This is a genomic window from Bradyrhizobium diversitatis (assembly GCF_016031635.1).
Classification (GTDB): domain Bacteria; phylum Pseudomonadota; class Alphaproteobacteria; order Rhizobiales; family Xanthobacteraceae; genus Bradyrhizobium; species Bradyrhizobium diversitatis.
Genome location: NZ_JACEGD010000024.1, coordinates 20,851 through 39,702 on the forward strand (window position 1 = coordinate 20,851; position 18,852 = coordinate 39,702).

Here is an 18,852-nt window from a genome sequence, read left to right on the forward strand (position 1 = left end):
TCATTGTTCCGCAACCGCACCAGCATTGGAGCGCGCCCATGGACATGAAGGAAGCCGCGGCCATGACGGAAGCCTCCGGGCTGACGGACGATCAGGGCGGCATACAGCAGGCTTCGAGCCCGCGGTCAGGTTCCGGAGAGCAAAGAGGCGCTTTCAGCCGGCAGCTCCACTCGCCCTCGTCGGATTCGGTGAAGCGATGGGCCGACCAGTTGCGCGAGGTGACAGTGAAGGCGCCTTTGGTGTCTTTGCTTGTTGCCTTTCTGGCCGGAGCATGGATCGCTCGCCGTCGATAGGAGCTGCGAGATTTCATCACCAGGAACCCAGCGCTTTCGGAGCTGGCCGGAATCGAGGGAGAGGACAAATGAGGCTTCTGGCGGCGGTCGTGACCATTCTTCTGGGCACCATTTCGTTCTCCATGGCGCAAAGCTCGGGAGGCTCTTCAGGCGGTTCTTCATCCGGCGGCGGCGCGAGTGCGGCTGGTTCGAGCGGCGCGGGCGGCTCGACGCTCTCGAATGGGACGACGCTCAGCGGAACAGGCGGTTCGCCAGGCCCCAACACGCTCAATGCAAAAAGCCGGGGAAGGACGGGCGCAAGACCCGGTGCTACCCCTTCTGATCAGGAAGGCGGTGGATCTCGACCGACCTACAACACGCCCGCCGCAAACGCTGCCATCCAGCAGCTCGGAAATACCAATACGGGCATCCTCAAGAAGTGACGATCATCAAGACCGGGCGGCGGCTCGACCACCAAGAGGTGGCTCATCGGGGGTTATAATCCCGAAAGCTGCGGTTTGAACGACGGTATTGCGGCCGGGTGGTGCGCTGGTCCCGGGCTTCCCCTGGAAGCCCGTATGGCCTATGACGCTGCAACGCAAAAATCCCCCCAAAAAGACCTCATGATCCGCCTCGACAACGTCAGCAAGCAAGCCGGCCACCAGATCCTGTTCATCGAAGCCTCCGCCGCCCTGAACAAGGGCGAGAAGATCGGCCTCGTCGGGCCGAACGGCGCCGGCAAGACCACATTGTTCCGGATGATCGCCGGCGAGGAGCTGCCTGACGAGGGGCAGGTCTCGACCGATCGCGGCATTACCATCGGTTATTTCAACCAGGACGTCGGCGAGATGAGCGGCCGCAGCGCGGTGGCCGAGGTGATGGATGGCGCCGGCCCCGTCAGCGAGGTTGCGGCCGAGCTGCGCGAGCTCGAGGCCGCGATGGCCGACCCTGAAAAGGCCGATCAGATGGACGAGATCATCGCGCGCTACGGCGAGGTGCAGCATCGTTTCGAGGAGTTGGACGGCTATGCACTCGATGGCCGTGCGCGCGAAGCGCTGTCCGGCCTCGGGTTCAGCCAGGAGATGATGGACGGCGACGTCGGAAAACTCTCCGGCGGCTGGAAGATGCGCGTGGCGCTGGCGCGTATTCTCCTGATGCGTCCCGACGTGATGCTGCTCGACGAGCCGAGCAACCATCTCGATCTCGAAAGCCTGATCTGGCTGGAAAAATTCCTGCACGATTACGAAGGCACGCTGCTGATGACCTCGCATGACCGCGAGTTCATCAACCGCGTCATCTCCAAGGTGATCGAGATCGACAGCGGCTCGCTCACCACCTACACCGGCAATTACGAGTTCTACGAGCAGCAGCGGGCGCAGAACGAGAAGCAGCAGCAGGCCCAGTTCGAGCGACAGCAGGCCATGCTGGCCAAGGAGATCAAGTTCATCGAGCGCTTCAAGGCGCGCGCCTCGCATGCAGCACAGGTGCAGAGCCGGGTGAAGAAGCTCGACAAGATCGAACGGGTCGAGCCGCCGCGCCGCCGCCAGAGCGTGGCGTTCGACTTTTTGCCGGCGCCGCGCTCGGGCGAGGACGTCGTGGCGCTCAAGAACGTGCACAAGGGCTATGGCAGCAAGCGCATCTATGACGGCCTCGACTTCATGATCCGCCGCAGGGAGCGCTGGTGCGTGATGGGCGTCAACGGCGCCGGCAAGTCGACGCTGCTCAAGCTGGTCGCCGGCGCGAGCGAGCCGGACCAGGGCACCGTGGCGCTCGGGGGCAGCGTCAAGATGGGCTATTTCGCCCAGCACGCGATGGACCTGCTCGACGGCGAGCAGACGGTGTTTGAGTCTCTCGAATATGCATTTCCGACCGCCGGGCAGGGCTCGTTGCGCGCGCTCGCCGGCTGCTTCGGCTTCTCCGGCGACGACGTCGAGAAGCGCTGCCGCGTGCTGTCCGGCGGCGAGAAGGCGCGCCTCGTGATGGCCAAGATGCTGTTCGATCCGCCGAACTTCCTGGTGCTGGACGAGCCGACCAACCATCTCGACCTCGCCACCAAGGAGATGCTGATCAACGCGCTGTCGGATTTCGAGGGCACCATGCTGTTCGTCTCGCATGACCGGCATTTTTTGGCGACGCTATCGAACCGGGTGCTGGAGCTGACGCCGGATGGCATCCACCAATATGGCGGCGGCTACACCGAATATGTCGCGCGCACCGGGCAGGAGGCTCCGGGGTTGAGGAGCTGATCCTGCCGATCCATTCCGGCGCCGACGGCCGGGCTCATCAAGTCGTTCGGCGCCGCGTTCGATTACCGTTTCAAGCGCGAGTAGCCTCTAATAGGCGAAGAACATCCGCTGAATTTCCTTGGTGTCGGTCGTCTTGGTCAACGCCAGCATCAGCAAAATGCGCGCCTTCTGGGGATTGAGCGTATCCGAGACGACGAAGTCGTGCTCATCGTCCTTGGCCTCGCCATTGCGCGCGACGATGCCGTTGCCGACACGGCTGCTACGAACGATCACCACTCCCTTCTTGCGGGCTTCGTCGAGCGCCGGCTCGACCGCGGGGCGGGCCAGGCTGCCGTCACCCACGCCGGCATGCACGACCCCCTTGGCGCCAGCGGCTACAAAAGCGTCGATCGCGACCCGGTTCATGTTGGCGTAGCCGTAGACGATGTCGACCTGCGGCAGAACATCGAGCTTGGACACGTCAAATTCGGAATCCGCCGTGTGCCGGCGGGTCGATTGCCGATAGAAATACGGCTTGTTGCCCTGCATGTAGCCGAGAAAGCCGAGTTCAGGCGTGCGAAAGGTGTCTGCCGTGGAGGTGTTGTTCTTGGTGACGTCGCGCGCGGCGTTGATCTGATCGTTGAGCGCGACGAGCACGCCCTTGCCGACGGCTTCTTCACTGCCTGCAAGGATCACCGCATTGAAGAGGTTGATCGGGCCGTCCGCGCTGATCGCGGTCGATGGGCGCATCGCACCGACGACGACCACAGGCTTCTTGCTCTTGACGACCAGATTCAGGAAATAGCTGGTTTCCTCGATCGTATCGGTCCCGTGCGTGATCACGATCCCGTCCACGTCGTCCTGCGCGAGCAGCGTATTGACCCGCTTGGCGAGCTTCAGCCAATAATCATTGTTCATATTCTCGCTGGCGATCTGGAAGACCTGCTCGCCCTTGACGTTGGCCACCGTTTTCAACTCGGGGACGGCGTTCAAGAGGGTCTCGATGCCCACCGTGGCTGCGGTATACCCGACGACGGTGGTGCTGCTCGCCCCGCTGCCGGCGATCGTGCCGCCGGTTGCGAGAACCACGACGTTGGGCAGGCCAGGGCCTCTTGCGTTGGCAACGTCAACAATCATGAGCAGCGTAAAGAGCACGCTCATCGTCGCCATCATGTGATCTCGCACGCGAAACTGCAACATCTCGCCCATCCTTTGCTGGAAGCCTCGTCGATGCCCCGGTTCACTCAGCGCGGCATGATCCGTCAGCCGCTGCGTTCTGTCTAGGGTCGCGGCGAGTTTGCTCCACGCGCTCGGCGCGTGTCGCACACTGGCGGCGGGGAGGCACAAAAAGCAAATGGCCGGGACATCTCGCGCGAAGACGCGCTTCTGCCCGGCCATGACGGCATTTCATTTGTGATGGCTTGCTGAAAAAGCCGGGAATGGACCGCGCGCTTACGCGCTGGTCTCGCACTTCTTCATGAAGCTGTTCTTGGCGGCGCCGGCGAGCGGCTTGCCGTCGGAGCCGACTGCCTTGGGTGCGCAGGCATCCGCCTTGCACTTCTTCAGGAACGAGGTCTTGGCGGCGCCGGCCAGCGGCTTGCCGTCCTTGCCGATCGCTTTGCTCTCGCAGGTCTCTTGTGCGAATGCCGAGCCCGCTGCAAAGGCGGCAACAATCGCTGCGAGGAAAATCCGCTTCATCATGGGTGTCTCCTGAAACCAGAAATGGCCGGGAGATAGGAGCCGGGAATCATGGCGCAATCAAGCAGGATGAGCTGATGTCGTCCGGTCGACGTATGGATTTTTCGAGCGCGGTCGGCGGCCGTCGATCCTTGTTGCACTGCTCGCTGACCCCGCCGGGCGATCCTGCTAGCTTCGATCAGCTTAGCTGGATGGAGCATCGTCATGGACGCCACGATCCCGAAGAGCGAACGATTGGCCGATCGGCATTCCCACCTGGTTCGGCCCCAGGACATGGACTGGCAGAAGACCCGCTTTCCTGGGTGCGAGGCCAAGACGCTGCTGTTCGATCGCCGCACCGGGCTGATGACCGCCTTGATGCGCTTTGCGCCAGGATCGGTGCTGCCCGATCACGAGCATGTCGGCATCGAGCAGAGCTGGGTCATCGAAGGCGCGCTCGTCGACCAGGAGGGCCCGGCCAAGGGCATTGCCTGCAAGGCCGGCGAATTCATCTGGCGCGAGGCGGGCAGCCGCCACGCCGCCTGGTGTCCGGACGGCGCCTTGATTCTGGCGATCTTCCAGGTGCCGAACAAGTTCTTCGAAGCCGACGGCCGCGTCGTCGACGCAGCCGGTCAGGATTGGGACGAGACCTGGGGGCATACCGGCGCGCAACAGGCATCTCGCGGCTAGCACCCCCTCAGGCACCTCGCGCGAGCAACGCCTTGAAGTCGGCCCTCGCGCGCTGCGCTTCGGCGCGTGCGACGTCCGAGGCATCGCCCATGCCAAAATAGCCGTGGATCAGGCCAGGGCCCTCGTGGTGCTTGACGCGGACGCCGGCGGCCTCCAGCGCTCGCGCATAGGCGGCACCTTCGTCGCGCAAGGGATCGAACCAGGCGGTGGTCACGATGGCCGGCGCGACGCCCGCAAGTGAGGCGGCACGCAACGGCGAGGCGCGCCAGTCGGTGGCATGGCCGGGATCGGCGAGATAGTGGCCGCAGAACCATTCCATCGTCGCCCGCGTCAGAAAGTAGCCCTCGGCATTCTCCTCGCGGGAGGGATAACGCGCGTTCTCGCGCGCGTCCGCGTAGCTGCCAAGAACGTCGGTCACGGGATAGACCAGCATTTGCGCGGCGAGCTTGATGCCGGCATCGCGGCAGGCGATCGCGGTGGTGGCTGCGAGATTGCCGCCGGCGCTGTCGCCGGCAACGCCGAGGCGCTTTGCATCGCCGCCAAATTCCGCGACGCGGTTGAAGACATCGCCGACTGCTGCGAAGGCGTCCTCGAAGGCGCCGGGAAAGCGCGTCTCGGGCGGGCGGCGATAGTCGACGGAGACGACCACCGCGCCGGTCTCGATCGCAAGGTTGCGCGCCTGCCGGTCGTGGGTTTCGAGATCGCCTGCAACCCAGCCGCCGCCGTGGAAGAACACCACGGTCGGTGCCGGCGCGGTGCCTATCCGGTAGACCCGTGCAGGTAGCGGACCGGCGCCGCCTTTCACCCTGATATCCTCGACGCTATCGACCGGCGGCGGCGGAATGGCGGCACGTGAGGCAGCCAGTGCGCGCAAGGAATCGCGGGCGCTCTGTGGCGTCATGACCGTGGGATCGCGCATCGGCATGAGCGGAATGATCTGGGCGATGACGGGATCGAGCGGCGCGGCCATGACGGGTCCTCCGGGATTCTTGGTCTTGCTTGCGGGCCAGCATAGGTTTTGCGGGCCGCATCGGCAACCGGCCTGCGTCGCAACGCCGGACGAACGGGCAGGGAGGTTCACGAGGTGGAATTCGAAACGCTGGTCCAGTCGCGCCGCAGCGTGCGTGGCTTCAGGAACGAGCCGGTGCCGCGCGCGGTGATCGAGGCGATCATCGAGAGCGCCAAGCGCGCGCCCTCGTCGATGAACACCCAGCCCTGGCATGTCCATGTGCTCACGGGCCATCCGCTGGAGGAGGTGCGTCGCCGCAACATGGCGGAGATGGCCGGCGGCGCCAAGGTCAAGCGCGACATCATCAGCCATGGCGAATACCAGGGCGTGCATCGCACCCGGCAGGTCGACATCGCCAAGAAGCTGTTCGGCGCGATGGGAATCGCGCGCGACGACAAGCCGATGCGGCAGGACTGGGTGCTGCGCGGCTTCCGCCAGTTCGACGCGCCGGTCTCGCTGGTGCTGACCTACGACCGCGTGCTCGATCCCGGCGCCGTCTGCCATTTCGATCTCGGCGCGCTCTGCTACGGCATCGTGCTCGCGGCGTGGGACCGCGGGCTCGGCTCGGTCATCAACGGGCAGGGCATCATGCGTTCCGACATCGTGCGCGAGGTCGCCGAGATTCCGGAGGACGAGGTCATCATGACCTGCGTCGCGATGGGCTATCCCGACGACGGCTTTGCCGCGAACGCGGTGCGTTCGGACCGCGAGCACAACCACCAGTTCGTGCGTTACGTGGGTTTTGCCGATTAGCGCGACAGGAGGAGATTATTCTCTGGCGGAAATTTTTGGTGCGGAGTCCCAAGCGGCCTCTTGCAATCTCGAAGGTGCAGGAGGAACAATATGCGGACTGAGAGGTTTGTTGCTGGCGCGAGGGAATTGACATGCGGCGGCTGGCTAGCCTGGTTCGACGGTTCTTCGGTCCGCGACTCCGGCACAAGATCGATGACGATCCAAGTCTTCCTTTCACACCCGAAGAGTTCGGCCGGCTGATACGCAGCGGCCGGCACGAGGACATGAAGCTGCTGGCCGAGGGGCTGGCCTGCCGGTCCATCCCGCGCCGCGCCAGCCATCGCGCTACTCATTAGGCCGCGTTCGAGACCGGTCTGCCGCGCTCACCGCGTGAGCGCGACCTGCTTGAATGAGTGGACCAGCGCCTTCTCCAGCTTCCCGTTCATCCCGCACAGAATATTGTAGGCGTCCGCGCGCGGCATGGTCGGCTTGTAGTGCCGGTGCTCGATCAGCGCCGCGAAGATGTCCGAGATCGTTAGAATTCGCACGATGTCGCCGATCCTCTCGGCGCAGAGCGCGTCGGGATAACCGCTCCCGTCGAGGTATTCGTGATGATGGCGAACGGCATCGAGTATCTCCGGCGAGATTCCGTCGTGTCCCTTGAGAAACTCGTAACCGGCGGCCGGATGCGTTTCGATCAGCGCGCGTTCGGCGGCATCAAGACGGCCCGGCTTGTCGAGGATGGCGAGTGGTATCTGCGCCTTGCCGATGTCGTGGAACATGGCAGCCGAGTAGAGACGTTCCAGGTCGGCTCTGCCGACGCCGAGGCTCAGTCCGAAGTCGATGGCAACGCCTGTCACGAGCAGGCAATGCTGATAGGTTCCTTCGTGATGGCGGCGCACCGTCATGAGCCACTCCGTCAGGCCATGCCGGGTGATACGGTCGGCAATCTGGCGACCGGCTTCCTTGGTGCCGTCGACGTCGAGCGGTTGGCCGAGGGTCACAGCCGTGAACATCGATGCTATCGCGGTCGCGGCGGTCTCGACGGCGTCGTCCGGTTGCGACGCGTCGCCTGACGAAGCGGATGGACCGTCGGCCGGATCGGCCAGCGCCGCCAGCAGCCTGGTCCGGCTGACCGTGCCGGGAAGGACCAGCGTCGCCCCGAGCGCGTAGGCTTGCGAGATGCAGACGTGGGAGGCGTGCTCGAGCAGGAAGATGCGCTTCCTGGCCTTCGCCAGCTTGCCGGCCCGCTTCTTGATCGCGGCGATGTTGTCGACGTCGCGCAGCTCCGTGCGGATGACGATGGCGGCCGGCGTCTGCGACAGCCTGGAATCGGCGTCGAGTCGCTCGCCGGCAATGGTGAATTTCTCTTCGAGGATCGAGCAGACCCCCGAAAGCTTGTCGGACGTGTCGGCCAGCACATGCAGGAAGGGGCGATCGGTTCGTTTCTGACGGATACCGCCGTCACCATCGACCGGGCCGGATCTTGTTGGCGCGTGCTGCACGATCTGACCTACACTTTGCGACCGTATGAAAGTCAAACACCAGGTGGAATGTTCGAATCTATTTGCCCTGAGCCGCGGTCTGCGCAGGCGCTGGTGCGCCTGCAGGTTTCTTCTTGCCGTCAGCCGTAACGAAATGGACTCCAGCCGTGGTGCCGTCGATCCAGACCAGTTCGCAGCGCCGGTAGGCGAGGCCGGTCGACGACAGCAGCATGAAGAACTCCTTGGCCTGGAGCACGTCGAGCGTGCCCTCGACCTCGATCTTGGCGCCGCTTTGCGATACGTCCAGCAGGACGCAGCTGCGTCGCCAGGTCCCGTCCGAACCCATGAGATTGACCGGCTGCCTGTGGTCCATTTTCACACGAGCGGCTTTGCGACCGTCGAATTTCATCGGCTGATCTCCATCTTTGCGCCGCGATGTTCCCGACTGCTCTCCTTGGCACTTGCGGCAATTTCCCCCCAACGCACCGTCCACTGGCTGGTGGACAGGAGCAGTGTCTCGAAAATGTGCTGCGCACGTTCGCGCTCGGCGAAGGAAAGCCTTCTGCCGCAGCGATTGCCCAAGATGGCCAACGTGGTCTGCCAGTTCAGCCGCGAGGCGCGGCAGGCCATCACGAGACCCTCGCAATCGTCGTCGGTCATGACATGCTCGACGATTTCGATGGGAGCCCCCGAAAGCACCGATAGGGCCGTGACGAGGTTGGCGGTCTCGCCGCGGATGGCGAAGCGGTTCACCGTGGAATCGTTGAGCTTGCCGATGCGGTTGAGCGCGACGATCTCCGGCCGCGCGCCGGCATAGGCGGCCGCGCAGGGCAGCTTTGGAACGATTGGCGCGGCCGCTACCGTTCGAAGCGAGACGGTCGCCGTCGGCCCTGTGCCGGATTTCGGAGCCGGTGAGGCCGACAGCAACTTCCGCATGATCGCGTCTGGCGTGTCCGGCCTGAGGGCCAGCGCCTTCGTGAGCTCATCATCCGTCAGGCACTTGCCGACCAGCGCGGCGTAGGCGGCGTCCGAGAATCGTGCCTCCGTATTGGCGATCAGCGCAATAAGGACGCTGCGGAAGCCGCCTTCGATCAGCGTCTCGATCACCGGCGGATCGATCGGCGCGCGGGCGGCGATCGCGCATTGCTGCCGTTCGCCGCTCGAGGCCGCGATCGATTTGAGATCGGCGGTGGACAGTGACGGCGATCGCAGCAAGACGGGGCACGCCACCTCCGGATCGTGGTGAGAGGCGAGACGCCGCATGGTCTTCGGCGGAGCCACCGCGAGTTCCGCGAGTGCGGTGCTGAGCTCGATCAACGCACTGGCCTCAACCCGCTCCGTCAGCCGCAGCAGAACGCCGTCGACCACATTGGCGAGCAATTCCTGGGGCCGGTCGCGGCTGCTGGTGAGCAGCTGCATGATGCCGGAAAGAATGCGTGCGCAGCGGTCCAGCGGACACGTTGCGACCGCGTCCTCCAACTCGACCAGAACATCAGCAGGCGAATTTGCCGTCATGGCAGGGGCCTGAAATTCGAAATAACTTTGACGATCAAACGAGAGCTATTGCGCCTCAAAGTCGTTAATTTTGAATTTTAGATATCGAAGGTCAGGTAGCCTGGCACCATCACTGTGCGGGAAACGCTATCGAAATTCGGCGAGAGACAGACGTGGCCGCTTGTTCTTTCAACTGGCTCCTCGCCAATTTGTCAGGACACGTTAAGATTGATCCTTTCTAGGTAACGGAAAACCGAAGGGGGAAACGAACCGGCGTCGCGGCCGGACGCACGTCTACGCCACGTTGCGTTTCATATTTCATGAACAGCATTGACGATGTGCCGAGACTGGCACTCAACACTTTTCGCTTTTCAGACGTCGACGAATTTCGAAGTGCGATACGCGGGCTGAATTTCGAATTCACGCCTTTCGTACGGAGGATTTCGGCTGAGCAGACAATCCTGTCGTTGCCCGGTTGCGACGTGAATTTGACGCGGACGTTTCCGCGAATGGTCGATGCACAGCTGGTCGAGAATTGCACGGCGGTCGGCTTCACGATGGACGACCTCGACGTGCCCGTTCGCTTCAATGGCTCGCAGCGCGCCCGACCGGTCGTGGTCATTGGCAGCGGCGGCGCCGCCTACACCACCATTGAGGAGGTGCAGCGACAAATCGCCTCGGTGGTTTTCAGGCCGGAGGTGCGGGACCGCGGCTGGCCGGCCACGCTCTCGAGTTTCAAGATTTTTGAGGTCTCGGCGGCCGGCTTGCACCGGCTGCGCACCGTGGTTCGTGAGGTGCTGGCCGAGGCGTCCGGCCCGGCCGAGGCGCCGGAGCTTTCGTTGAAGGGCGCGGCGATGAAGGAGTCCCTGCTCGGAGCCGTCGACGAGGCCTTCGAAAGCGTCGTCTCGGCCCGCTGGACCCTCGGCCCCAACGACGAGCGGAATTTCAGGATGTTCCAGGACATCCGCGCACTGCTGACCGAGGATTTGTCGCAGCCGATCTACAGCGATGAGATCGCGCGCAAGCTCGGGCTGTCCGTTCGCACCATGCACGACGTCGTCCGCCGCTATCGGGGCATGAGCCTGCACCGCTATTTGCGCCTGCGCCGGTTGTGGCTGGTGCGGCGGCAGCTTCTCGCCGGTGCCGATAGCGTCAAGGCGGTCGCGCTGGCGTTTGGCTTCTGGCATCTCAGCGATTTCTCCAGAAGCTACCGCGCCCAGTTCGGCGAGTCGCCGTCGCAAACGCTGGGCCGCGGTCGCGGACGATAGTCCGACAAATCGGGTAGGGACGGGCGCCGGTTTCGTGCTACCGTCCGGCCATGAGCAATCGCATTCTCGTTCTCTACGGTTCCTACCGTTCCGACCGCATGGGCATCCGCCTTGCGAATTTCGTCGTCGATCGGCTGCGCGGCCGCGGCGAGGAGGTCGAATTCATCGACGCCAAGGCAATCGGCCTGCCGATGCTGGACCGCATGTACAAGGAGTATCCCAAGGGTGCGGCGCCCGAGGCGCTGGAGAAGCTGGCCGGGCAGATCCGCGGCGCCGACGGCTTCGTCTTCGTCACCGGCGAGTATAATTGGGGCATCCAGCCCGGCCTGAAGAATCTTACCGACCACTTCCTCGAAGAGTGGTTCTGGCGTCCGGCCGCGATCGTGAGTTATTCCGCCGGCCGACTGTCCGGCGCGCGCGCGGCGACGGCCTGGCACGGCACGCTGTCGGAGATGGGGATGGTGGTGGTGTCGAGCACCATCGGCGTCGGCCCGATCGCGCAGACATTGTCGGCGGAGGCCGAGCCGATCGGCGAGGGCGGCAAGGCGCTGGAGCGCTCGTTCCCCCGCTTTGCCGACGATCTCCTGTGGTGGATCGAGGCAGCGAAAGGGCAGCGGGCGCGGAAGGCGCCGCCTTACTAAAGCGCGATGCGACCGGGATGACCGTCATCGCGCTTTAGGTTGTTGTTTCAGCATGAGCTGTTCGGAAAACCGCTGCGCGCTTTTCCGGATCATGCTTTAAGCGGCCCTGACCTCGCCGAGGAAGCGGTCGAACTGTCCGGCGAGATCGCGCGACTGCGTCGAGAGCTGCTCGGCGGCGCCCAGCACCTCCCTCGCGGCAGCTCCCGTGTCGTCGGCGGCGCGCTGCACGCCGGAGATGTTGCTGTTGACCTCCTGGGTGCCGCGGGCGGCCTCCTGGACGCTGCGGGCGATCTCCTTGGTAGCCGAGCCCTGCTCCTCGATCGCAGCGGCGATCGCGGTGCCGATCTGGTCGATCTCGCCGATGACGTCGGCGACGTTGCGGATCGCGGCCACGGTCTGGTCACTTGCCGTCTGGATCGCCGTGATCTGCTCGGAGATCTCGGTGGTGGCCTTGGCGGTCTGGCCGGCCAGCGACTTCACTTCGGAGGCGACCACGGCGAAGCCGCGGCCGGCATCGCCAGCGCGGGCGGCCTCGATGGTCGCGTTCAGCGCGAGCAGGTTGGTCTGTTCGGCGATGCTCTGGATCAGCGTGACGACGTCGCCGATCTTCTGGGCGCCCTCGGCGAGCGCGCGGGCGGTGTCGCCAGTGCGGCGCGCGTTGTCGACGGCACGGGCGGCGATCTCGGTGCTTTGGGCGACCTGACGGCCAATCTCCGCGATCGAGGAGGTCAGCTCTTCGGTGGCGCTGGCGACGGTCTGCACGTTGCTCGATGTCTGTTCGGAGGCGGCGGCGACCACCGCGGCCTGGCTGTTGGTCTGCGCCGCCGTCGAGGTCATCGACTGCGCGGTGCTTTCCATGGTCGCCGAGGCCTGGGACAGGCCGCCGACGAGCTCGGTGACCTTGGCCTCGAAGGCTCGCGTGAGGCTGTCGAGCGCCTGCGCGCGCCGCATCTTGCCGTCGTTCTCAGCCTGCTTCTCGGCGGCGAGCCGGTCGGCCCGGATCATGTTGTCCTTGAAGACCTGAACCGCCGCGGCCATCGCGCCGATCTCATCGGAGCGCTGGGCGCCGGGGATCTCGCCGGCGACGTCGCCATCGGCAAGCTGTGTCATGCGCGTCGTCAAGCCGACGATCGGGGCGCAGACGCGGCGGCGGACCATCACGATCAGGCCGGCGCTGGCGATCAGCACGGCGAGGAGAACGCCGAGGGCGATGATGAAGCTGGTGCGGGCGGCGGAAGATGCGCTGGCGAGAATCTGCTCGGCATTGTCGTAGAAGGCATCGCGAACGCCGATGATGGTGCCGAGGCCGCGCTGTGTCGCGGCGTAATAGGTGTCCATATCGTGCTCGTACTTGCCGGTGACGGCGCCGTCTTTCACCAGCTTGAGCTCGCGGCCGAATTCCTCGACATAGATCGCGTTGAACTTCTCCAGGGCCTCGGCGACGTTCGCAGGGGTTGACGGATTGCCGCGCAGTTCTTGCAGCGCCATCACGATCTGGTCGTTGCGGCCCTGTGAGCGGGCGATGTCGGCCTTTTCGGCGTCAGTCGCCGGTTTCTTGCCGCCGACGAGATTTTTGTGGAGGCTGGAATTGAAGCCGCCGACGTCCCGCAACGTCATGGCGATGTTGGCGTAGCTGGCCTGTCGGTAGGCATCGCCATTGAGGATCGCCATGCGGCGGACCTGCTCGTTGAGAAGCGCAGTCACACCTGCATTGAGCACGGCATTGTCGGCGACGATCTTCTTGGCCGCGTCCTTGCGGGCCTCCGCCGGTCCGGCGAGCGCCTTGTCGATGGCTTCGCGCAAGGCGGTGAATTTCGCATTGATCCCGTCGATATTGCTGCCGATGGTGCTGCCGTCCTCGAAGGAGCCGGGCAGCTCCTTGCGTCGTGCGTTCATCCTGTCGCGGGCGCCGTCGGTCTGCTTGCGCAATTTGTCCTGCTCAGTGAGCAGTGCCGGGTCGATACTCGCAGGGCCGTAGAGAATGTTGGTGGAAAAGCCGCGCTCCGGATTGAGATAGCGCGGGATATCGCTGACAGCGCGGACGATGGCCAGGCGGCCTTGCGCCTCGCCGACCCGTTCCATGGTCTGGTATTTCGTCACGGCGACGTAGACGGCGAGGCCGCCGCCGACGGTCGAGAGCGAGACGATGGCGCTGGTCAGGAGCGTACCGATTTTCATGATCTGTCCGGCAATGGCGTGCGACGAGAGTTAAATTTGCACGGACAATAGATACCCCGTGTTAATCTCGGGTTACGCCCCCGGCGGCAGGTTCAGCCGGATGCGCGGTCGAGCCGCGACAGGATCTCGAGCGTGGCGCCGTCGCGTTCACCAGCAAAATAACGGGCAATCGCCTGATCGAAGACGCGTTCGTCGGACACCGCGCCGAACAGAGTCATCGACGAGCGGAATTTGGCGTCATCAGGTGCGCCCAGGATCGCGTTGATGGTCCGGCCCTCGACGGCGAGCACGAGCCTCGTGCATTCGATCACGCGCGCCCCGAGGACGGGATGGGCGAGATAGGCCTCGGCCTCCGCGCGGGACCCGATGGCGTAGCGCTGTGACATGGCGCTGAAGCCGAGGCCTGCGACCTGCGGGAAGATGAACCACATCCAGTGAGTCTGCTTTCGACCCCGGGCCAGTTCGGCCTGGACGTCGCGATAGACCGGGTCCTGGGCCCGGACAAAGCGGTTGAGATCGAAGAGATCGGTCATTGGATACCTTTGGGAGGTTTTCCGGCCGCGATTATGCCTAACTTTTGGCTCCCAATGTGGTAGCTGGTATAGAGTCTCCGGGTGGGGGTGGGCACCCCCGGGGTCGATTTTGGGGATCTGATGGTTTCCGACGCAGCAAACGCCGATAGGCTGTTGTCGCGCCGCCGTGTCGGGCGGGCCGAGACGATTTTACTGTCTGTGGCAGCGGTCGCGCTGGCGCTTGGCGCCGCCGCGTGGGTTTCTGACATCGGCGATTCGACTCCGCTGGTCTCCGCTGCGCTGCCGCCGGCCAATGCGCCTTCGTTCGAGGACCGTTTCGCGTCTGCTGCCGGCAGCCCGCCGGCGCGCGAGTTCGGCCTGCGGGCGCTTGAGCGCTCCGCGGTGAATGCGGTCCAGCTCAAGCTGCGAGATGCCAAGGCGATGCTCGCCCAGAAGCTCCAGGGCGACGACTGGCGCTCGATGCTGTCCGATGACGAGCAGTCTGCAGCCGAAGAGGCGAGGCCCTCGCAGCGTGCCGACGCCATCCCGATGCCGCGCTCGCGTCCGGTCCAGGCAGATCTGGCCGCCCAGATCGCCTCCAGCCAGGCCTATGCCGATACCGGTACCAGGACCGACAACCGCAATTTCTTCGAAAAATTCACCGACAAGATCAAGCTGGCTTCGTTGACGCCGGATAGCGGGCTGCTGACAAAGGCGCCTGATCTAGCTTCCCTCGGCTACGACTCGCGAACCGCGGTCTACGACATCTCGGCCAAGGCGGTCTATCTGCCGAGCGGCGTTGCGCTGGAGGCCCATTCCGGCCTGGGTGCGCTGATGGACGACCCCGACCACGTCGACCGGCGGATGGTCGGCGCGACGCCGCCGGCGACCTACGACCTCAAGCCGCGCGAAAAGCTGTTCCACGGCGTCCGGGCACTGCGCATGACGCCGACTGAGGGCACCAGTGCGCTTGGGCGCGTCGGTCTGCTCACGCACAACTACCTGCTCGGGCCGCGCGGCGATTCCAACGGCTGCGTCTCGATCAAGGACTACGACCGTTTCCTGAAAGCCTACGACAATGGCGAGTTCAACCGCCTGGTCGTGGTGCCGAGCCTGCGCGGGACGGCCACCGCTTCGCAGCGCGCGAGCACCAATTCCTGACCTTGTCTGCGACGGCGGGGCTGCCGTTTCCCCTTCGTTAAGCCGTCCTCGCCCAGAAGCAGCCCATGAGTGATCCATCAAGTTCCGAAACCCCGCTGCGCACGACGTTCAAGATCAAGCTGAACGGTGACACGTTGGCGATCGCAACCGTCGGTCAGGCCTATCAATTCCTCACCAACTTCAAGTCGGTCGAGTGGATGGAATTTCGCTCCCTGCACGAGGACGCAGTCGCAGCCCTGGAAGGTGCCGCCGGTAACGCTATGCTGGCGGTGCAGGCGACCAACGCCGTGCGCGCGCTGTTCGTCAGCGCCAAGCTGCTCTGAGAGCTCCGTACGGGCCTTCTCCTCGCAACTTGAACTCCGCTATAGGAACGGGCAAACGGTCCGCGAAGGCCATCGCCACAAAACCATGTGTTTGAAATCTACTTCCAGGGAGAGTCCACATCATGAAACGCCGTACATTCATCCAGGGCGGCGCGGTCGCCGGCGCGACGACGCTGGTTGCTGCACCTGCGATCGCGCAGAGCGCGCCCGAGATCAAATGGCGCCTGACCTCGAGCTTTCCGAGATCGCTCGACACCATCTACGGCACGGCGCAGACCTTCGCGAAATACGTCGCTGAGGCCACCGACAACAAATTCCAGATCCAGACCTTCTCGGCGGGCGAGCTCGTGCCCGGCCTCCAGGCGCTGGATGCCGTCAGCACCGCATCGGTGGAGATGGCGCAGACGCCGCTCTATTTCTACATCGGCAAGGAGCCGGCGCTGGCCTATGCCACCGGTGCGCCGTTCGGCATGAACCATCGCCATCAGGAGTCGTGGTGGCACTTCGGTGGCGGCGCCGCTCTCACCAACGAGGCGCTCAAGCCCTTCAAGGCGCACGCCATCCTGTGCGGCAATTCCGGCACCCAGATGGGCGGCTGGTTCCGCAAGGAGATCAAGACCGTCGACGATCTCAAGGGTCTCAAATTCCGCATCGCCGGCATGGGCGGCCACGTGCTGGCAAAGCTCGGGGTCGTCCCGCAGCAGATCGCGGGCGGCGATATCTATCCGGCGCTGGAGAAGGGCACGATCGACGCGGTCGAGTTCGTCGGTCCCTATGACGACGAGAAGCTCGGCTTCTACAAGGTCGCCAAATATTACTACTTCCCCGGCTGGTGGGAAGGCGGCGCCATGCTGCACATGATCGTCAATGACGAAAAGTGGAATTCGCTGCCCAAGCAATACCAGGCGATCGTCAACCAGGCGGGCGCGGCGGCCGGCGCCTGGATGCTCGAGAAGTACGACAGCGTCAATCCGGCCGCGCTGAAGCGGCTGATCGCGAGCGGCACGGAGCTGAAAGCGTTCCCGCAGCCGGTGCTGGAGGCCTGCTACAACGCCACCCAGGACCATCTGAACGAGCTCGCCGCCAAGAGCGACCTGTTCAAGCGGACCAAGGAGAGCCACGACGCGTATATGAAGGAGCTGCTCTTCTACACGCAGATCGCGGAGAACTTCTACGACAACTATCTGCTCAGCAAGATGCGCAACAAGAGCTGACGTAAGGGGCGCGGTGCCGCGATCGCGCCGCGCCCTCGTAGGGTGGGCAAAGGCGCACTTGCGCCGTGCCCACCATCACGTGCTTCACTTGCATTGGTGGGCACGCTCCGCTTTGCCCACCCTACGAGAATTTTCGTTTGGCGAATTACGCCGTCCCTAAGCCCAGCTTTGCATAGATGCGCCTTGCATAGGCGCCGAACGCGTCCGTCGTCTTCAGCGGAAGGTCGCGCGGAAAGGGCAGGTCGATCGCGAAATAGTCGGCCATCTTCGCCGGGCCCGCCGTCAGCACGGCGCAGTGCGAGGACAGGAACACGGCTTCCTGGATCGAATGCGTGACGAAGATGATGGTCTTGCCGCTCTCGCGCCAGATCCGCAGCATCTCCAGATTCATCTGCTCGCGCGTCAGCGCATCCAGTGCGCCGAACGGCTCGTCCATCAGGATCAGTTTCGGATCGTGGATGAAGGCGCGCGCGATCGCCGTGCGCTGCTGCATGCCGCCGGACAATTGTTGCGGATATTTCTGCTCGTAGCCGGAGAGCCCGACGAGGTTGAGAAGGTCGCGCGCCCGCTCGCGCGCGGCCTTCATCGGCAGGCCGACGATCTCGGCCGGCAGCAGCACGTTGTCCAGGATGGTCCGCCATTTCAGCAGCAATGCCTGCTGGAACACCATGCCGATATCGCGGGTCGGATCGAACGGGCTCGTGGCATTGCCTATCGTCGCGGTGCCGCCGTCGGCGCCATGCAGGCCCGCCAGGATCTTCATCACCGTCGTCTTGCCGCAGCCGGACGGGCCGACCAGCGAGACGAGCTCACCTTCCTGCACGTCCATGGTGACGTCGGACACCGCCAGAAACTCGGTGCCGCCGCTGCGATAGACCTTTCGGACGCCTTGCAGGCTGATGAAGGGCTCTGAGCTCATGCCAGCCATTTGTTCAAATTCGCGGCGACGAAGGCATCGTCGCTGAGGTCGGCGTGCTCGCGGCAGACGCGATCGATCTCCTCCTTCTGGCCGGGGCTGAGACCCTCGTTTGGATCGAGGCACCACAAACCTTCCATCAGGCCCTGGCGCCGCAGCACCTCGTGGCAGCCGGCGATGCAGCCATGGAAATTGTTGGCGACGTCGAAGAAGGCGCTGTTGCAATCGGTGACGCGGGCATCGAGCGCCAGCAGGTCGGCGGGCACGGTGTCCTTGTGCCGCGCCGCCTTGCAGCGCTCGAACTGCTGGATGGCGCTCGCGGTCCAGACCGACCAGTGGCCGAGCAGGCCGCCCTTGAAATAGGTCCGCGTGGTGACGCCCTTGTCGCGGAGATCGAACGGCAGCATCAGGTCGAGCAGGATGTGGTCGTCATTGCCGGTGTAGAGCGCGACGCGGTCGAGCGCGCCGGCGGCCGCGACGCCGCGCAGAACATCGAGGGTACGGTAGCGGTTGAACGGTGCGATCTTGATCGCAATGACGTTGTCTATCGAGGCGAAGCGCTGCCAGAACCGGCTCGACAGGATGACGCCGCCCACGGCCGGCTGAAGGTAGAAGCCGACCAGCGGAATTTCGGCGGCCACGGCCGTGCAGTGCGCGATGATCTCGTCCTCGGAGGCGCTCTTCATCGCGGCGAGGCTGAGCAGGCCCGCGTGATAGCCGATGTCGCGTGCGGTGCGGGCCTCGGTGATCGCCTGGCTGGTTGGGCCGGCGAGGCCCGCGACCAACGCCAGCGGCCGCTGGGTCCAGTGTGCTGCGGTCTCCGCGGCGAGCTCGAGCACGGGACGGTAGAGACCGACGTCGCGGATCGCGAATTGCGTAGTGTGCACACCGACGGCAAGGCCGCCCGAGCCGGCGTCGATGTAATAGCGCGTCAGCGCACGCTGATGAATCTTGTCGAGCTGTCGCTCGGCGGTGAGCGCGAGCGGATGCGCCGGCAGCACGGTGCCGTTGGCGATCAGCTTGCGGACGTCGCTGTTGATCTGGCTGTGGTGCATG

22 protein-coding genes are annotated in these 18,852 nt (G+C 64.4%); 11 read left to right on the forward strand and 11 right to left on the reverse strand.

From position 1 onward, the window contains the following. Nucleotides 1-38: 38 nt before the first annotated feature. From H1B27_RS25125 to H1B27_RS25135, 3 genes are all read left to right on the forward strand, one after another. Complete coding sequence (locus H1B27_RS25125) at nucleotides 39-293, forward strand: hypothetical protein (RefSeq protein WP_061876536.1); 255 nt, start codon at nucleotides 39-41, stop codon at nucleotides 291-293. Nucleotides 294-361: 68 nt separating this feature from the next. After that, nucleotides 362-715 (forward strand): hypothetical protein, encoded by a 354-nt coding sequence (locus H1B27_RS25130; protein ID WP_197967893.1) that lies wholly within the window; start codon nucleotides 362-364, stop codon nucleotides 713-715. 180 nt (nucleotides 716-895) lie between these two features. Next, nucleotides 896-2,518, forward strand: coding sequence for an ABC-F family ATP-binding cassette domain-containing protein (locus H1B27_RS25135; protein ID WP_197967894.1), 1,623 nt, complete (start codon nucleotides 896-898; stop codon nucleotides 2,516-2,518). 87 nt (nucleotides 2,519-2,605) lie between these two features. Here H1B27_RS25135 and H1B27_RS25140 read toward each other — a convergent pair whose 3' ends face one another. Further along, complete coding sequence (locus H1B27_RS25140; protein WP_276578562.1) at nucleotides 2,606-3,895, reverse strand: type II asparaginase; 1,290 nt, start codon at nucleotides 3,893-3,895, stop codon at nucleotides 2,606-2,608. Between the two features lie 54 nt (nucleotides 3,896-3,949). Continuing rightward, nucleotides 3,950-4,198, reverse strand: a complete 249-nt coding sequence (locus H1B27_RS25145) for a hypothetical protein (protein WP_061876538.1) — start codon at nucleotides 4,196-4,198, stop codon at nucleotides 3,950-3,952. Nucleotides 4,199-4,399: 201 nt separating this feature from the next. Between H1B27_RS25145 and H1B27_RS25150 the strand changes: the two genes are divergently transcribed. Then, nucleotides 4,400-4,864, forward strand: coding sequence for a cupin domain-containing protein (locus H1B27_RS25150; RefSeq protein ID WP_197967895.1), 465 nt, complete (start codon nucleotides 4,400-4,402; stop codon nucleotides 4,862-4,864). Nucleotides 4,865-4,871: 7 nt separating this feature from the next. On the opposite strand, the gene H1B27_RS25155 is transcribed toward H1B27_RS25150, so the two are convergent. Then, nucleotides 4,872-5,834: an alpha/beta hydrolase gene (locus H1B27_RS25155; protein WP_197967896.1), complete on the reverse strand. Its 963-nt coding sequence runs from the start codon at nucleotides 5,832-5,834 to the stop codon at nucleotides 4,872-4,874. A gap of 114 nt (nucleotides 5,835-5,948) precedes the next feature. Between H1B27_RS25155 and H1B27_RS25160 the strand changes: the two genes are divergently transcribed. Together H1B27_RS25160 and H1B27_RS25165 are read left to right on the forward strand one after the other, a co-directional pair. Then, a complete protein-coding gene (locus tag H1B27_RS25160; RefSeq protein WP_197967897.1) occupies nucleotides 5,949-6,626 on the forward strand; it encodes a nitroreductase in 678 nt (225 codons plus the stop codon). A gap of 131 nt (nucleotides 6,627-6,757) precedes the next feature. Then, nucleotides 6,758-6,961: a hypothetical protein gene (locus tag H1B27_RS25165; RefSeq protein ID WP_061876542.1), complete on the forward strand. Its 204-nt coding sequence runs from the start codon at nucleotides 6,758-6,760 to the stop codon at nucleotides 6,959-6,961. A gap of 27 nt (nucleotides 6,962-6,988) precedes the next feature. Here H1B27_RS25165 and H1B27_RS25170 read toward each other — a convergent pair whose 3' ends face one another. The 4 genes from H1B27_RS25170 to H1B27_RS41075 all read right to left on the reverse strand — a co-directional run bounded on the left by H1B27_RS25170 (nucleotide 6,989) and on the right by H1B27_RS41075 (nucleotide 10,139). Then, nucleotides 6,989-8,110 (reverse strand): HD-GYP domain-containing protein, encoded by a 1,122-nt coding sequence (locus H1B27_RS25170; protein ID WP_197967898.1) that lies wholly within the window; start codon nucleotides 8,108-8,110, stop codon nucleotides 6,989-6,991. Nucleotides 8,111-8,168: 58 nt separating this feature from the next. Further along, nucleotides 8,169-8,498, reverse strand: a complete 330-nt coding sequence (locus H1B27_RS25175) for a PilZ domain-containing protein (RefSeq protein WP_061876544.1) — start codon at nucleotides 8,496-8,498, stop codon at nucleotides 8,169-8,171. Continuing rightward, a complete protein-coding gene (locus tag H1B27_RS25180) occupies nucleotides 8,495-9,604 on the reverse strand; it encodes a DUF2336 domain-containing protein (protein ID WP_197967899.1) in 1,110 nt (369 codons plus the stop codon). Before H1B27_RS25180 ends, H1B27_RS25175 begins: the two co-directional genes overlap by 4 nt. Nucleotides 9,605-9,821: 217 nt before the next feature. Further along, nucleotides 9,822-10,139 (reverse strand): hypothetical protein, encoded by a 318-nt coding sequence (locus H1B27_RS41075; protein ID WP_311976989.1) that lies wholly within the window; start codon nucleotides 10,137-10,139, stop codon nucleotides 9,822-9,824. Here H1B27_RS41075 and H1B27_RS25185 point away from each other — a divergent pair. Then, on the forward strand, nucleotides 10,066-10,851 hold the full coding sequence (locus tag H1B27_RS25185) for an AraC family transcriptional regulator (RefSeq protein ID WP_311976985.1): 786 nt from the start codon (nucleotides 10,066-10,068) through the stop codon (nucleotides 10,849-10,851). The genes H1B27_RS41075 and H1B27_RS25185 overlap by 74 nt on opposite strands. 50 nt (nucleotides 10,852-10,901) lie before the next feature. Continuing rightward, nucleotides 10,902-11,492 carry an NADPH-dependent FMN reductase gene (locus tag H1B27_RS25190; RefSeq protein WP_197967901.1) on the forward strand — a complete coding sequence of 197 codons (591 nt, stop codon included), beginning with the start codon at nucleotides 10,902-10,904 and terminating at the stop codon, nucleotides 11,490-11,492. Between the two features lie 96 nt (nucleotides 11,493-11,588). Here H1B27_RS25190 and H1B27_RS25195 read toward each other — a convergent pair whose 3' ends face one another. Next, nucleotides 11,589-13,670: a methyl-accepting chemotaxis protein gene (locus H1B27_RS25195; RefSeq protein ID WP_197967902.1), complete on the reverse strand. Its 2,082-nt coding sequence runs from the start codon at nucleotides 13,668-13,670 to the stop codon at nucleotides 11,589-11,591. Between the two features lie 92 nt (nucleotides 13,671-13,762). After that, entirely contained in the window at nucleotides 13,763-14,203 is a 441-nt protein-coding gene (locus tag H1B27_RS25200; protein ID WP_197967903.1) for a DUF1810 domain-containing protein, read from the reverse strand. 120 nt (nucleotides 14,204-14,323) lie between these two features. Between H1B27_RS25200 and H1B27_RS25205 the strand changes: the two genes are divergently transcribed. The 3 genes from H1B27_RS25205 (at nucleotide 14,324) to H1B27_RS25215 (ending at nucleotide 16,880) form a co-directional block, all read left to right on the forward strand. Beyond that, complete coding sequence (locus H1B27_RS25205) at nucleotides 14,324-15,343, forward strand: DUF2778 domain-containing protein (RefSeq protein ID WP_197967904.1); 1,020 nt, start codon at nucleotides 14,324-14,326, stop codon at nucleotides 15,341-15,343. 65 nt (nucleotides 15,344-15,408) lie between these two features. Continuing rightward, entirely contained in the window at nucleotides 15,409-15,666 is a 258-nt protein-coding gene (locus H1B27_RS25210) for a hypothetical protein (RefSeq protein ID WP_024338019.1), read from the forward strand. A gap of 122 nt (nucleotides 15,667-15,788) precedes the next feature. Next, nucleotides 15,789-16,880 carry a TRAP transporter substrate-binding protein gene (locus H1B27_RS25215; RefSeq protein WP_061876550.1) on the forward strand — a complete coding sequence of 364 codons (1,092 nt, stop codon included), beginning with the start codon at nucleotides 15,789-15,791 and terminating at the stop codon, nucleotides 16,878-16,880. A 145-nt stretch (nucleotides 16,881-17,025) separates the two neighbouring features. Here H1B27_RS25215 and H1B27_RS25220 read toward each other — a convergent pair whose 3' ends face one another. Together H1B27_RS25220 and H1B27_RS25225 are read right to left on the reverse strand one after the other, a co-directional pair. Then, nucleotides 17,026-17,808: an ABC transporter ATP-binding protein gene (locus H1B27_RS25220; RefSeq protein WP_197967905.1), complete on the reverse strand. Its 783-nt coding sequence runs from the start codon at nucleotides 17,806-17,808 to the stop codon at nucleotides 17,026-17,028. Continuing rightward, complete coding sequence (locus H1B27_RS25225) at nucleotides 17,796-18,851, reverse strand: dihydrodipicolinate synthase family protein (protein ID WP_061876552.1); 1,056 nt, start codon at nucleotides 18,849-18,851, stop codon at nucleotides 17,796-17,798. The genes H1B27_RS25220 and H1B27_RS25225 overlap by 13 nt, the downstream gene beginning before the upstream one ends. Nucleotide 18,852: the final 1 nt, after the last annotated feature.